The sequence below is a fragment of the Rhodococcus sp. IC4_135 genome, assembly GCF_011602025.1.
GTDB lineage: Bacteria > Actinomycetota > Actinomycetes > Mycobacteriales > Mycobacteriaceae > Rhodococcus_F > Rhodococcus_F baikonurensis.
Genome location: NZ_JAAOLG010000009.1, coordinates 242,685 through 256,344, shown reverse-complemented (window position 1 = coordinate 256,344; position 13,660 = coordinate 242,685). Strand labels below are relative to the sequence as shown.

At 63.2% G+C, this 13,660-nt stretch carries 9 protein-coding genes; 5 read left to right on the top strand and 4 right to left on the bottom strand.

Translation table 11 applies throughout. The features are described from left to right. Window positions 1–45: 45 nt before the first annotated feature. The gene (locus G8767_RS18635) at window positions 46–1,551 is read left to right on the top strand and encodes an aldehyde dehydrogenase family protein (RefSeq protein ID WP_166811080.1); all 1,506 of its coding nucleotides are present in this window, start codon (window positions 46–48) and stop codon (window positions 1,549–1,551) included. Here the strand turns inward: G8767_RS18635 and G8767_RS18630 are convergent. Genes G8767_RS18630 through G8767_RS18620 form a run of 3 tightly spaced genes read right to left on the bottom strand, consistent with a single transcriptional unit; the run spans window position 1,502 to window position 4,738 of the window. Beyond that, window positions 1,502–2,287 carry an alpha/beta fold hydrolase gene (locus tag G8767_RS18630; protein WP_166811077.1) on the bottom strand — a complete coding sequence of 262 codons (786 nt, stop codon included), beginning with the start codon at window positions 2,285–2,287 and terminating at the stop codon, window positions 1,502–1,504. The two genes, G8767_RS18635 and G8767_RS18630, sit on opposite strands and share 50 nt — an antisense overlap. Continuing rightward, window positions 2,284–3,366 (bottom strand): isopenicillin N synthase family oxygenase, encoded by a 1,083-nt coding sequence (locus tag G8767_RS18625; protein WP_166811075.1) that lies wholly within the window; start codon window positions 3,364–3,366, stop codon window positions 2,284–2,286. The genes G8767_RS18630 and G8767_RS18625 overlap by 4 nt, the downstream gene beginning before the upstream one ends. Next, window positions 3,347–4,738, bottom strand: coding sequence for a nucleobase:cation symporter-2 family protein (locus tag G8767_RS18620; RefSeq protein WP_166811073.1), 1,392 nt, complete (start codon window positions 4,736–4,738; stop codon window positions 3,347–3,349). The genes G8767_RS18625 and G8767_RS18620 overlap by 20 nt, the downstream gene beginning before the upstream one ends. A gap of 134 nt (window positions 4,739–4,872) precedes the next feature. Here G8767_RS18620 and G8767_RS18615 point away from each other — a divergent pair, with 134 nt between their 5' ends. From G8767_RS18615 to G8767_RS18605, 3 genes are read left to right on the top strand one after another with little or no spacing between them, the layout of a single operon-like run. Then, complete coding sequence (locus G8767_RS18615; RefSeq protein ID WP_166811071.1) at window positions 4,873–5,436, top strand: cupin domain-containing protein; 564 nt, start codon at window positions 4,873–4,875, stop codon at window positions 5,434–5,436. Between the two features lie 54 nt (window positions 5,437–5,490). Further along, complete coding sequence (locus G8767_RS18610) at window positions 5,491–6,495, top strand: acyl-CoA dehydrogenase family protein (protein ID WP_166811068.1); 1,005 nt, start codon at window positions 5,491–5,493, stop codon at window positions 6,493–6,495. Between the two features lie 52 nt (window positions 6,496–6,547). Then, entirely contained in the window at window positions 6,548–7,639 is a 1,092-nt protein-coding gene (locus tag G8767_RS18605; RefSeq protein ID WP_166811066.1) for an N-formylglutamate amidohydrolase, read from the top strand. Window positions 7,640–7,660: 21 nt separating this feature from the next. Here G8767_RS18605 and G8767_RS18600 read toward each other — a convergent pair whose 3' ends face one another. Continuing rightward, on the bottom strand, window positions 7,661–8,992 hold the full coding sequence (locus G8767_RS18600) for an anaerobic C4-dicarboxylate transporter family protein (RefSeq protein ID WP_095969040.1): 1,332 nt from the start codon (window positions 8,990–8,992) through the stop codon (window positions 7,661–7,663). Between the two features lie 106 nt (window positions 8,993–9,098). Between G8767_RS18600 and G8767_RS18595 the strand changes: the two genes are divergently transcribed. Then, window positions 9,099–13,646: an ATP-dependent helicase gene (locus tag G8767_RS18595; protein WP_166811113.1), complete on the top strand. Its 4,548-nt coding sequence runs from the start codon at window positions 9,099–9,101 to the stop codon at window positions 13,644–13,646. Window positions 13,647–13,660: the final 14 nt, after the last annotated feature.

Sequence of the window (13,660 nt, the reverse complement as noted above, 5' to 3'; positions counted from 1 at the left end):
CCCCCGACTACAACCACCCCCGCCTACAACCACAGAGGACTCCCAGTGAACCTGCCTGATTCTTCGAGCCTCGCCGACCGCGCCGAGAACGCCCTCGCTGCCTGCAGTGTCGAGTGGCCCGCCGGCGATCTGAGCGCACATAGTCCGATCACCGGTACACAACTGCGTACGGTCCGGCAACACTCCGGCCGAGAAGTCGACGACGCCGTCGAAGCGGCTCATCGAGCGTTCCTCACCTGGCGCACCGTCCCCGCTCCGGCGCGCGGGGCGGTCGTGCGGCGGCTGGGAAGCCTACTGACCGAGCACAAGGAGGATCTCGCGGAGATCGTGACGCTGGAGGCAGGCAAGGTCACCTCGGAAGCTCTCGGCGAGGTACAGGAGATGATCGACATCTGCGAGTTCGCGGTCGGTCTCTCCCGGCAGCTCTACGGACGCACCATGCCGTCCGAGCGTCCTGGCCACCGGTTGACGGAAACGTGGCACCCGCTCGGCGTCGTCGGGGTCATCTCCGCGTTCAACTTTCCCGTCGCGGTGTGGTCGTGGAATACCGCCATCGCTCTCGTGTGCGGTGACGCCGTCGTGTGGAAGCCTTCGGAAACCACGCCACTGACTGCACTGGCATGTGACGCCCTCCTCCGACGCGCACTCGCCGACTGTGATGCGCCGATAGACGTCCACCAGTTGATCATCGGCGGACGCGACGTCGGTGAGGCCTTGGTGGACAACCCACTTGTGGCCTTGGTCAGCGCTACCGGTTCCGTGAGAATGGGCCGCGCCGTGGCTCCACGAGTTGCCGAGCGTTTCGGACGAAGTCTCCTGGAGCTGGGTGGAAACAACGCCGCCGTCGTCACGCCGTCGGCAGATCTCGAGCTTGCCGTGCGCGGAATTGTCTTCTCCGCCGCCGGAACTGCCGGGCAGCGCTGCACCTCACTGCGCCGGCTCATCGTTCACGAGTCGATCGCCGACAACGTCGTCGACCGCGTTGCGTCCGCATACGCGCAACTCCAGGTCGGCAGTCCCTTCGACTCCGGTGTTCTGGTCGGGCCGCTGATCAACGAAGCCGCGTTCGAGGCGATGCAGAAATCGCTCTCGGCCGCGCGCGCGGACGGCGGGACCGTAGTGTGCGGCGGCGACCGCGTCGGCGAATCCGGGTTCTACGTGACACCTGCACTCGTTCGTATGCCCGCACAGACCGAGGTGGTACGGGCGGAGACTTTTGCACCCATCCTCTACGTCTTGACCTACACCGATTTCGACGACGCCATTGCGCTGCACAACGATGTGCCTCAAGGACTTTCGTCCTCGATCTTCACGCTCGATCAGCGTGAAGCCGAGCGTTTTCTCGCCGCCGACGGTTCCGATTGCGGCATCGCGAACGTGAACATCGGAACGTCCGGTGCGGAGATCGGCGGCGCATTCGGCGGGGAGAAGGAGACGGGCGGCGGACGCGAATCGGGTTCGGATTCGTGGAAGGCATACATGCGCCGAGCCACCAATACCGTCAACTACTCGGACCAGTTGCCGCTGGCTCAAGGGGTCGAGTTCGGCTGAACACCTGCTGGGCGAATTCGGTGATCGCGTCGATCAGCTCCGGAAGCGCCGACAACTGAGGTGCATGATCGGTGCCCAGGCTGACCATCTGGGCACCGGGGACAAGTCTCTGCATGGCACGTTGAGCCTCGATCGGCACAGTTCGATCCAGGGTGCATTCGACATAGAGCCTCGGCACGGTTCCGAATCGCTCTTCGGTCCAGTCCGCTGCCATCAAACGGGCGGACTCCAATTGTGGGACAAGCATGCGCGCTGCGCCTATCGCATCGGCGACCGGCGCTTCGTGGAAGAACACGGCGGCAGCGGCTTCCGGCGGAACTGCCGTTGCTTCGCCTTCGCCGACAGGGACCAACCAACGCGAGATCCCGACCGGACTTTCCAAACCGGCTTCAGCACACAGCATCCCGAAATCCATCTGCGACGGCAGCATCATTCCCGCGACATATACAAGACCCGTTACCTGCGAAGGTATCCACTCGGCCACCTGCGAGGCCACGATCCCGCCGCCTGAGTGCCCAACCAGGATGGCCGGCCCGTCCAATGACTCCATCACTGACACAACATGTTCGGCGACAGCGGCAAGATCGATCACGTCGTCGGGGTTCCAACTCCCGGAGCCGGGAAGCTGCACCACGACGGGATCGAAGCCGGCCGACTTCAGAGGGCCACGCACCCGATCCCAGACCCAACCACCTGCCCAGGCGCCGTGAATCAGGACGATGTTCCGAGGGCTCACTGCTTCACCTCGAACTCGGCCGCCGAGAGCACCCGTGCCGCCTCACGAACTGCGGCGGTATTGGACTTCCCCTGCCTCGACCCGGCCAGCTTGGCTTTGATGTGATCGCGAACAGTGATGGGTTCGTATTCCAGGCCGGAGTCGTCGCGAAAGCTCGGTAGTGTCGCGATCACCGCATCGACGTTTCCGTCGTGAAAGAACGCGGCCGATCGTCGACGTTTGACGGTGCCGTTCACCACCGGAGGCGCTACTCGGTGCAACGTGGACATCCACTTGTCGTTGGTCAGGCGCGCGGTGAGATCCCCAAGATTGACCAACAGCGCATCGTCTTCCGGCCAGACGTCGTGCCAGCGTCGGTCGCTCCCGAGCACTTGCAAACCTTCGACCTGATCCGCCCACAACACGGTGACCAGCCCGAAATCGGTATGTTCCCCCATCCCCTTCAACTCGCCGTCCAACGTCACCGCCCCTTCGGGCAGTGCGTAATTGTTCATCCGCAATACGTCGATGGAATGGTCGGTGATCGACTCGAAGAATCCCGGGGTCAGGCCCAGTGCGTCGTCGAAAATGGTGGTGAGTGTCCGCGCCACCCGCTCGCCATGGGCGTAGTAGTTCTCCACTCGCTCCGCGAAACCACGCACTGCCGGCCACAGGTTGATTCCGTAATCCTCCTCCGACAGTTCGAGTTCGGCGAATGATCGGGCTTCGGTTCCTATGTTGAACGCCTCGAAAAAGTCGTTCATCCGGGTCGCGGATTCGACGCCGAGACTCAAGCTCAGCGACTCACTCTTGGGCGGACTGTACCCACGATTCGCGCCCGCGATTCGGTAGCCCGATTTGGTCTCCAGCGGCAGTCCGAAGAAGTCGTCCATGGCATCGGCGAGGCCGGAAGAAATGTCGACTGGAACGCCGTGACCCCGAATCTGCATGAAACCGACAGTCCGACAAGCATGGTCGACGTCGGCAGCCACACGCGCCTTGTCCTGGTCGGCACCACCGAGTACGTAAGGCGAGATGTCGATGACGGGCACTTCGAAGAGATCGGATCCAGACAGAGAATCAGACTGTGACGATGGCACTGGCGTCTCCTGCAGAGCTGGTAGCGGGTTCAGTTTTTGCAGTGGGGTGAAGGCTCTCGCGCGATCGTCTCGCGAGTTCACCCAGTCGGCTGTGATTGAACAGCAGGTTGAGCGAAAAGGCCGAGGCCGCAGCCAAAGTGATGCCACTACCGAGGAGGATCTGTGCCGAGGAGGGGAACCGCTCGAACATCCCCTCCGCAAATTCCGGCAGAATGCCGATTCCGACGGATACAGCAGCGATCGTGGTGTTGATCGGGTCACTGAGATCGACCTTGCGCAGCGTGTTGATTCCGACCACGGCGACAGTCGAGAACAAGATGATGCCAACACCGCCGACCACCGGATCAGGTAGGGCGGCAACCACTTCACCCATTCGCGGGATGAGGCCGAGGACGATCAGAATGGCACCGCTGGTAGCGGTCACGTACCGGCTGTACACCCGGGTAGTGGCCACAGCGCCGACATTCTGGGAGAAAACAGTGTCGACAAAGGCATTGAAGATTCCGCCCAGAACTCCCGACATACCGTCGGCCACCAGGCCTCGTGCCAGATCTGCTTTCTTCAAAGGCTTTCCGGTGATCTCGCTGACGGCCAGCATGCTCGCCGTCGATTCGGCGAAAACCACTGCCATGACGATACTCATCGCCACCACCGCGGTGACGGGAAACTCCGGAGCTCCGAAATGGAACGGCATCGGGAAACCCACCCAGGCCGAACCACCGACGCCACTCAGATCGATCAGGCCCATCGGTATGGCGATCACGGTACCGATCACCAATGCCATCAGCACTCCGAGTTGTGTCCACATCCCGCGGCCGAGGCAGATGAACGCCACCGCGACTACGACGACAGCCGCAGCCAGCGCCAGGTTCTTCGGGTCGGCGAACGACGGGGAGGTGGGGTCGTTTCCGACGATCAAGCCTCCTGCGACCCCGATCAACGAGATGCCGATGACCGTGAGGACGACGCCGGTGACCAGGGGCGGGAAGTATCGGACGATCTTGGCGAACGGTACGGCCAAAGCTATGCCGACTACACCACCGACCAGCATGGACCCGTATACCGCCTGCAGGCCGTACTCCTTCGCGATCAGAATCATCGGCGTCAGTCCGGCGAAGGTCGCCCCGCACACGATCGGCAGCCGAACACCGGCGACCTTCCCGACGCCCAAGCTCTGAATGATCGTGATGATGCCTGCAACGAGCAAGTCCGCGCTGATCAGCATCGCGACTGTGCTGCGATCCAGCCCTACGGCGGCACCGAAAACCAACGGAACCGTGATGCAGCCGGTGTACATGATGAGGACGTGCTGAAGAGCAAAAGCAGACTGGCGGGCAATGGGGAGCCGCTGGTCGACAGGATGGATGGCCATGCGCCGATCTCCGTCCGAAGCTGGAAGTGTTTCGTGTACGGGACTATTCAGCACGTCGATAATTTCTTACCGTGGTCGAATTTGTTTCGTCTGTGTAATCAAAACTTTCACCAGAGCACTGCTATCTTCGGCACATGGACGACGACCAGAAGGCGATAGCGACCGCAATCGGGGCTGCCGTGCGGACGGCGCGCAAAGAAGCCGGACTGACGTTGCGTGAGGTCGCCGTGAAGTCGGGACTGTCGCAGCCCTTCCTGAGCCAGACCGAGAACGGCCACGCAGTACCCAGTGTCATGAACCTTCATCGCCTCGCGCAATCGATCGGCACCACCGCTCATGCGCTGTTGGCACAAGGTGAACGAACTCCGTCCAGCCTCGTCCGCGCCGGGGAAGGGCGAACGTTCGAACTGGCACACGATTCGGTGATCCGCTTCTGCTCCACCGGTTCACGCACCATGGAACCCAACGAGATCACGGCAGCACCTCACTCCGAGGCAGGCGAACACACCGAGCATGCCGGCGAAGAGTTCATTCACGTACTCGAAGGATCTGTCGAAGTCGAGGTGGGACTGGACGAGCATCACGTCCTTCACGTCGGTGACACCCTCCTCTACACCTCGACCATCCCGCATCGGTGGTTCAATCGCACCGATGCGGTGGCGAGATTCCTCATCGTGAGTTCGCCGCCCTCGTTCTAGATGCGCGGTTCCGGTTCCACACCACAACCCCCGCTCACGGCTTACCCTGACAGCGTGACCAAGTGGCCGGAGCTTGCGCGTGAGATCGCCGATACCGTTCTGTTTCCCGTCGCCGACAGCGTCGACGCCGACGGAGAAATCCCCAGCAGCCATTTCGACGCGCTCGCCGCCGACGGCTTCTACGGCATCGCCGCCCTCGGGGAGGGCGGACCCAGCAGCGAAGAACTGGTCGACGTCCTCGAAACCTTGTGCGGCGGTTGCTTGGCAACGACCTTCACCTGGATGCAGCATCACGGCGTCGTCGGAGCCTTGGCTTCGAGTTCCAATATGTCTCTGCGCGAACAATACTGGGACGGGCTCGTTTCCGGCACGATTCGCGGTGGCGTTGCGTATGCCGGCGCCATCCCCCGGCCGCCGCTCCTGTGGGCGAAGCGGGTGAACGACGGCTACGTCCTCGACGGCATCGCACCCTTCGTCACCGGCTGGGGAATCGTCGATGTACTCCTGGTCTCGGCGCGAGACGAGTTCGACAATTCCATCGTTCACTCCGTCGTACCGGTGGGCGAGGCTCCGGGTCTGACGATCGAGGAACTTCCACTGATCGCGGCACGCGGGAGCAACACCGTCCGAATCGTGTTCGACGCTTTCGACATTCCCGACACCGATGTCTGTGCCGTCGTCAGCGACGAACAGTTCCAGAGCACCCAACTCCCCGGATTGTGGCTCAACGGCGCGATGGCCATGGGCATCACCCGCCGCGCAGTGACCGAACTCGCGGATCTGGGAGTCGACGCCGACGCGTTCGAGGAACAAGCCGTCCGGGCGCGCGCCGATCTCGATGCAGCACTGCGCAACGGAGGCGACATGTCGGCTGCACGCGCCCGCGCATCGGAACTTGCTGTGCGTGCGTCGGCCGCGCTCGTCACCGCGACCGGAAGCCGCGCCCTGGTCGGCAGCAACACCGCCGAGCGGCTCATGCGTGAAGCCACCTTCACTCTGGTCGCGGCTGGTCGGCCGGAGATCAAAACAGCTCTCGTGGAACGACTCAGCGGATACTGAGTCTGCACGGTTGTACTCGATTGCACGGTTGCACTCGATTACGCTGGGGCTCATGACCAGTGGAGAACCAGTACTCATCCCGGCCGGAACCGTGTTCACGCCGGAGGACCTGACGTTCTATGCCGATCGCGACTCCCGCAGTCTCGACGACGCCATCGCCGAAGCAGACCTTCTCGTCAGTTGCCCACACTCGGGTTCCGCGATTCCAGCAGAACTCTCACGCTTTCTCGCACCCGAATTCACACAGCGACTGCAATTCGACTTCACCGACATGTCCACCAGTTCCATCGTGCGCCGTTGGGCCGAAATCGATTCGCGCATCGTGTACGTGGAGAATCCGCACCCTCGCATGATTCGCGATCCCAACCGTGCGAAGCCCGAAAACCTGGAAGCGTCACTGCGCGAAGCCTTCGCCCGCGTCCACAAGGCCGGTGCCGGCAACAGAGCGGACCTCACCGGCGTCGACGCAGTTCGCCCTGTCACCTTCTCGTTCTACCCCCTGTTGCTCGAGCCGAGCGACGACGCGGGCTGGAAGGACCTCGCCGAGACCTTCACCGAGACAGCTGAACACGGTTTGGGCGTCTACGAAAGAACTCGCGACGCACTGATCGAAGCCATGGTGGAGAAGAGCTTCGAACTCGGCCGATCGTTCACGACGTTGTCGTTCCACGACACGATGAACCACACCACCCGGCGGGACGGCGCCGTCAATGTCGAACGGCCGGAAGTAGATCGGCTCCCCGACGTCGTTGCGCTCTCCAATCGTGGCGATCACGACGGCAATCGACGCGGCGACAATCCCGTGACTATGGATCCGGAGCTCATACGCACACTTGCGGTCGCACATCGCAAGGGATTTCAGGTCGACGATCCCGATGCGGTCGCTCTCAATCAGCCGTACCTCGGCAGTTTCGAAATCATCGCGGCCGGAGCCAGATTCGCCGACTCGCGCGCCCGCGCTGACGAGGCAGGGATCACGTTGAGCGCGGTTCAGGCCGAATTCAAACGAGAATTCCTACTGGGAGACGAACTGGCCGCATACATCATGGAACCCGGCGTCGACTGGCCTGCACCCGACGCCGAACGGGTGGACCAGCTCGCCCACGCGTGCAAGGCGAGCTGGGACCACTACCGCAACAGCTGACGTAAGACTCAGCCTCAACTCTCAGCCGAGCACCACTCCGAACAGAGCACCGGCCGCAATCGTCGTCACGGCCAAGATGATGGTCGGCAGGAAGAACGAGTGGTCGACGAGCTTGGATCCCAGCTTCGTGCTGCCCGAGAGGTCGAAGTTCGCAGCCGCGATCTGCGAACCGTTCGTCGGCAACAGATAGACACCGGCAAACGCTCCGGCCCACATTCCGCTCACCAGGCCGGGCGCAATCCCGGCTGCGAGACCGATCGGCACAATGGTCCGCGTCGCGGTCGACTGACTGGTCGTCAGTACACAGACCAGGAAGACACCGAGCGCGAAGATCCACGGCGCGGCGTTGACCCAGTCGCCGACGGTGCTCGTGATCAGCTCGGAATGGGCGCTGATGAATGTGTCCGTCAGCCATGCCAGACCGAACAGCGCGATGGCCGAGACCATACCGGCGCGGAACACGGTCGAGGACGGCACGTCGGCGACATTCGGGCGGCACACCAGCAGGATCAACGTGCCCACGACGAACATCAGCATTTCGATGATCGGTGTCATCCCCATCGGGGTACCGTCGGCGGCTTCGGGGCGAATTCCCTTGAACAGGCCGAATATCACGATAGCCAGGACGCCGGCCAGGAAGATCAGTGCCGCGTTTCGACCGGTCTTCGTCGAGACGAGTTCAGTCTTGGACGCTGCACCCGGTCCGGCCAATTCGCCCGACTTCAACTTCGCCTGTATCTCCGGGTCGTCGTCGAGATCCTTGCCGAGGCGGTTGACCGCGATGGAGGAAAGGACGATGCCGACTACGGCAGCGGGGAAGGTGATCTTGATGATGTCGATGAGTTCGAAATCGTAAGGCGGCACGTCGGTCAGCGTGACCATTGCGGCCATCGCCGCGGACACCGGGCTACACGCCAGCGCCACGCCGGTCGAGACAACTGACAGCGACAGCGGCCGTGACGGCCGCACACCGTTCTTGTACGAGACGTCGTAGATGACGGGAAGCAGCGGGTAGAGGATGTTGGATGTACCGGCACCGACCGAGAACAGGAATGACACCAACGGCGCGATCAGCGTGATCTGTTTCGGGCGGGATTCGATCAACTTCGCTGCGATGGTGACCATCCAGTCGATACCACCGGCCGCCTGCATCATCGACGACGCAAGGACGACGGACAGGACGATGAGGAGAGCGTCGACAGGCGGACTGCCGACGTCCTCTCCGAAGACGAACACGAGGACGGCAACACCTGCGCCGCCCCACAGACCGAGAGCGACACCGCTCGATCTGGTACCCATGACAATCGCCCCGAGCACTACCGCCAGCTCGAGGACAATCTTGACTGCTTCCATCAGGCACTCGCCTTCTCGATAACAAGAGAATAGCTATAACAGGGCAAATAGTATGCTCTGCACTTCGGCTGCGGGCATGAACACGCTGTCGGTGGGAAGGGGCAATATGGTGGTCGTGACCAACGTCCTCGGTAGGTTCTCGCCCGCCACACGCGAGTGGTTCGGCGGCGCTTTCAGCGCTCCGACTGCTGCGCAGCTCGGCGCCTGGGAATCCATCGCGAGTGGCTCTCACACACTTGTCGTCGCACCCACCGGCTCCGGCAAGACATTGTCGGCGTTCCTCTGGGCTCTCGATCAGCTCGCAGCCAAGGACGACAGCGAACGCACCACCAAAGTCCTCTACATCTCGCCACTCAAAGCGCTCGGGGTGGACGTCGAACGGAACCTTCGCGCTCCGCTGGTCGGTATCACCCAGACGGCGAAACGTCTGGGCCTCACTCCGCCCGAGATCACCGTCGGTGTCCGTTCCGGCGACACGTCCCAGGCCGATCGGCGCTCGTTGATCAAGCGGCCGCCGGACATTCTGATCACGACGCCGGAGTCGTTGTTCCTGATGCTCACCTCCGCCGCCCGGGAAACACTCGTCGGCGTCGATACCGTGATCGTCGACGAGGTTCACGCGGTGGCGGGCACCAAGCGCGGCTCACACCTTGCGCTCTCGCTGGAACGCCTGGACGGCTTGCTCGAGCGTCCGGCGCAACGCATCGGATTGTCGGCCACTGTCCGTCCGCACGAGGAGATCGGGCGGTTCCTGGCCGGTTCGGCACCCATCCGGATCGTGGCACCACCTGCCGCCAAGACCTTCGACCTCACCGTCCGAGTTCCCGTCGAGGACATGACCGAACTGGGGATCGCGACGCCGGCCGACGGTTCCGAATCCCCCACCCCGCAAGCCGGTTCGATCTGGCCCCACGTCGAAGAACAGATCGTCGATCTCGTTCTCGACCACCGATCGTCCATCGTGTTCGCCAACTCTCGACGCCTCGCCGAACGTTTGACAGCCAGGCTCAACGAGATTCATGCAGAACGCATCGGTCTGGCCGTCGAGAAAACACCTCGCCCGCCCGCGCAGATCGGAGCTCCCACCGAGGTCAACTACGGTGCAGAACCTCTCCTTGCGCGCGCCCACCACGGATCGGTCAGCAAAGACCAGCGCGCCCTCATCGAAGACGACCTCAAATCGGGTCGATTGCGATGCGTCGTCGCCACCAGCAGTCTCGAACTCGGAATCGACATGGGCGCCGTCGACCTGGTCATCCAGGTGGAGGCACCGCCTTCGGTTGCCAGCGGACTGCAACGTGTCGGCCGCGCCGGCCACCAGGTCGGCGAAATCTCGCGAGGGGTGGTCTTCCCGAAACACCGCACCGACCTGATTCACTGCGCGGTGACCGTCGAGCGCATGGTCGAAGGCAAGATCGAGGCGATGGCGGTTCCCGCCAACCCCCTCGACATACTTGCCCAGCAAACGGTTGCGGCCACTGCACTCGAGCCGATCGACGTGGACGACTGGTTCGAGACCGTGCGCCGAAGCGGTTCCTTTGCAACGCTTCCCCGTTCGGCCTACGAATCGACTCTGGATCTGCTCGCCGGGCGGTACCCCTCGGACGAGTTCGCCGAATTACGTCCGCGTCTGGTCTGGGATCGCGAGTCCAACACGCTGACGGGCCGGCCGGGTTCGCAGCGTTTGGCAGTCACTTCCGGCGGTGCCATCCCCGACCGCGGGCTCTTCACGGTCTACATGGTCGGAGAGAAAGCATCACGCGTCGGCGAACTCGACGAAGAAATGGTCTACGAATCCCGGGTCGGCGACGTCTTTGCGCTCGGCGCCACCAGTTGGCGGATCGAGGAAATCACCTTCGATCGGGTCCTGGTCAGCCCCGCCTACGGCATGCCCGGTCGTCTGCCCTTCTGGCACGGCGACGGGCTCGGTCGCCCTGCCGAGCTCGGACAGGCGTTGGGCCAATTCGTTCGAGAGACCGCGCTGGGTAACGAAGCCGACGTCGTCGAGCGTTGCCGCGTGGGCGGACTCGATCACAACGCCACAACCAATCTGATCCAACTCGTCGGTGAGCAGAAGACTGCCACCGGACAAGTACCGTCGGATCGCACGCTGGTGGTGGAACGCTTCCGCGACGAACTCGGCGACTGGCGTCTGGTGCTGCATTCCCCGTACGGCCAACGTGTTCACGCGCCGTGGGCCCTCGCCATCGGGGCGCGCTTGCAGGAACGATACGGCGTCGATTCCAGTCCGACGGCCTCCGACGACGGCATCATCATCCGGCTCCCCGACACCGAGAACGAGCCTCCCGGCGCCGAACTGTTCACCTTCGACGTCGAGGACATCGAAGATCTGGTCACCCAGGAGGTGGGCGGCTCTGCGTTGTTCGCCTCCCGATTCCGCGAATGTGCCGCCCGCGCACTGCTTCTCCCCCGCCGCAATCCCGGAAAGCGTGCACCGCTGTGGCAGCAGCGTCAGCGGTCCGCGCAACTGCTGGACGTCGCCCGCAAGTTCCCGACATTCCCGATCCTGCTCGAGACCGTGCGCGAGTGCTTGCAGGACGTCTACGACCTGCCTGCACTGAAGGAATTGTTCGGCAAGATCGAACGGCGCCAGATCCGAATAGTCGAGGTGGAGACGCCCTCACCTTCACCGTTCGCGAGTGCTCTCCTGTTCAACTACGTGGGCGCGTTCATGTACGAGGGCGACAGCCCCCTGGCCGAGCGACGCGCCGCCGCTTTGTCCTTGGACTCCACGCTGTTGGCCGAACTCCTCGGCCGCGTCGAACTGCGTGAGCTACTCGACGCCGGAGTGATCGAGCAGGCCGAACGTGAGCTGCAACGGCTCGTCCCTGAGCGAAAGGCCAAGGACCTCGAGGGTGTTGCCGACCTCCTGCGCATGCTCGGCCCGCTGACCACCGAAGAAGTCACCGAACGCTGTCTCGAGGATCCGGTCTCCTGGCTAGACAAGCTGGTTGCGGACAAACGCGCCCTCCATGTCTCCTATGCAGGCGAGAGCTGGTGGACGGTCGTCGAAGATGCAGCGCGGCTTCGCGATGGACTCGGCGTTCCACTGCCGATCGGCGTTCCGGCGGCGTTCATCGAGCCGGTCGATCAGCCACTCGACGACCTCCTGAGCCGATACGCACGTACCCACGGACCCTTCACTCTCGCCGACGCGGCTGCACGCTTCGGTCTCGGAGTATCCGTCGCGCGTGACGTTCTCGGTCGGCTCGCGCTCGAAAAGCGTGTTCTCGAAGGAGAATTCCGCCCGTCTGCAACCGGGAGCGAATGGTGCGACGCCGAAGTCCTACGTCGCTTGCGGCGTCGCTCGCTCGCCGCGGCCCGGCAGGAGGTCGAGCCGGTCAGCACCGCAACACTCGGACGATTTTTTCCCAGTTGGCAGCATGTCGGCGGCACGCTGCGCGGAATCGACGGTGTTGCAACGGTGGTCGATCAACTTGCCGGCGTTCCGATTCCGGCGTCCGCTCTCGAATCGTTGATCCTGCCGAGCCGAGTTGCCGACTACTCCCCCGCGATGTTGGACGAACTCACGTCGACGGGTGAAGTCCTGTGGTCTGGATCGGGAGCTATATCGGGCAAAGACGGGTGGGTGGTGCTGCACCCCGCCGACCTGGCACCGATCACGCTCAATTCGCCCGCCGACACCGACGTCTCGGAGTTGCAGAAGCGCATCCTCGACCTGCTGTCCGGCGGCGGTGCCTACTTCTTCCGCCAGTTGGTCGACGCGTTGCGAACCACGGAGTCGGCTGCGGACACGGTCGACAGTGCGGTGACGACGGCACTGTGGGAGTTGGTGTGGCTCGGACACATCGGAAACGACACCGCTGCACCGCTGCGCGCACTTCTCTCCGACACCACCAGGACAACAACAAGTCACCGATCCCCTCGACGTGTTCCGCGGGCACGTCCGTACCGCGGAATGGCACGCGCTTCCACCCCGGCCCGCACGGGACCGGCGACCGCTTCCGGTCGGTGGTTCCAACTGCCGGCGATCGAACCGGACCCGACCATCCGGGCGCACGCCACGGCCGATCTGTTGCTCGAACGATACGGCGTCGTCACCCGCGGATCGGTGATGAGCGAGAACGTGCCGGGCGGTTTCGCGTTGATCTACAAGGTTCTGAGCACGTTCGAGGACAACGGGCGCGCTCGACGCGGATACTTCGTCGATACCCTGGGCGGCGCTCAATTCTCGACTCCTCCCGTGGTGGACCGCTTGCGCACGTTCGGTGATTCCATCGAGGGACGCCATACTTCCTCGGCTGCAGTCACTCTCGCGGCGTGCGATCCGGCAAACCCGTACGGCGCGGCGCTGCCGTGGCCGGCGTCGGGGGGCGAGGAATCACCAGGACACCGACCCGGACGAAAAGCCGGCGCACTGGTAGTTCTGGTGGAGGGTGAGTTGGTTCTGTTCGTCGAACGCGGCGGCCGCACGATCTTGACCTTCACCGACGACGGGGGCACCTTGCGGATGGCAGCACTGTCACTTGCACACAAGGTGACCTCTCGCGCCATCGACAAGTTGGTGGTGGAGAAGGTCGACGGAGAGACCATCCACGGCAACGATTTTGCTCCCGTCCTGGTCGAAGCCGGCTTCGCGGCCACCCCTCGCGGATTCCGCTTGAGATCATGATGGTTGAGAACCTG

Coding starts and splice junctions, on each gene's coding strand:
- G8767_RS18620 (WP_166811073.1), bottom strand. CDS start 4,738: ATGGCCATCCATCCTGTCGACCAGCGGCTCCCCATTGCCCGCCAGTCT.
- G8767_RS18600 (WP_095969040.1), bottom strand. CDS start 8,992: ATGGAAGCAGTCAAGATTGTCCTCGAGCTGGCGGTAGTGCTCGGGGCG.
- G8767_RS18615 (WP_166811071.1), top strand. CDS start 4,873: ATGGACGACGACCAGAAGGCGATAGCGACCGCAATCGGGGCTGCCGTG.
- G8767_RS18605 (WP_166811066.1), top strand. CDS start 6,548: ATGACCAGTGGAGAACCAGTACTCATCCCGGCCGGAACCGTGTTCACG.
- G8767_RS18595 (WP_166811113.1), top strand. CDS start 9,099: ATGGTGGTCGTGACCAACGTCCTCGGTAGGTTCTCGCCCGCCACACGC.